Annotated in this window: 1 protein-coding gene; it reads right to left on the bottom strand. The window is 50.7% G+C overall.

From position 1 onward, the window contains the following. Nucleotides 1-457: hypothetical protein (locus tag ACSEXW_RS28265; protein ID WP_438449514.1), on the bottom strand; the 457-nt coding region annotated here is incomplete at its 3' end. Nucleotides 458-613 lie beyond the last annotated feature (156 nt).

The following is a 613-nucleotide window of genomic DNA, read 5'->3' as shown; positions in this document are numbered from 1 at the left end:
CCTGTGCTACCTGACTTCCGCTTCCCAAGCTGCCGCTATAGATCTCTACCCTTCTCTGTGACGATCCCACATCTGCTTTAATCTGTACCGTTCGGTTTGCCGTTAGTTCAAGGGAATACCAAGATGATGACCCGCTCATTGTACTTTTGCTTGGTCCCGGTATTCGAATTTCCTCCGACAGGTAGGCGGTGTAGTCCCTTGTCGTATTGCCCCCTTGGATTCGGATGTAATACGTTCCGCTTTGATCCGCTGTAAAGCTAATCTTGGAGGTCGCACTCGATCCAATCGCTTTTTTGCTGCCGTCATACACGGTAACACCAGTGCTTCCTGCTGCACTGAAAATGTAGTTTCGTTCTGCCGTTAGCTGGACTTGATAGTATCCTTCTTCGTTCGCTGGAAGTCTAATGTCCTTTCTCCACCAACTCCCCCTCGACTCCATGGGATATGCCTTGTCCATTGCTGTTCCGTCCCAGGCCGACCACGTAACTGCCTCTCCATTGCTGCCGAATATGACTACGTAATATGTCCCTGATGTCGGTGCCGTAAAGGCTACTCCATTTGTCCCCTGTGCTACCTGACTTCCGCTTCCCAAGCTGCCGCTATAGATCTCTAC

Source organism: Oryzibacillus soli (assembly GCF_051594765.1).
GTDB lineage: Bacteria > Bacillota > Bacilli > Paenibacillales > NBRC-103111 > Paenibacillus_AR.
This window is presented reverse-complemented; position numbering and strand designations above follow the sequence as displayed.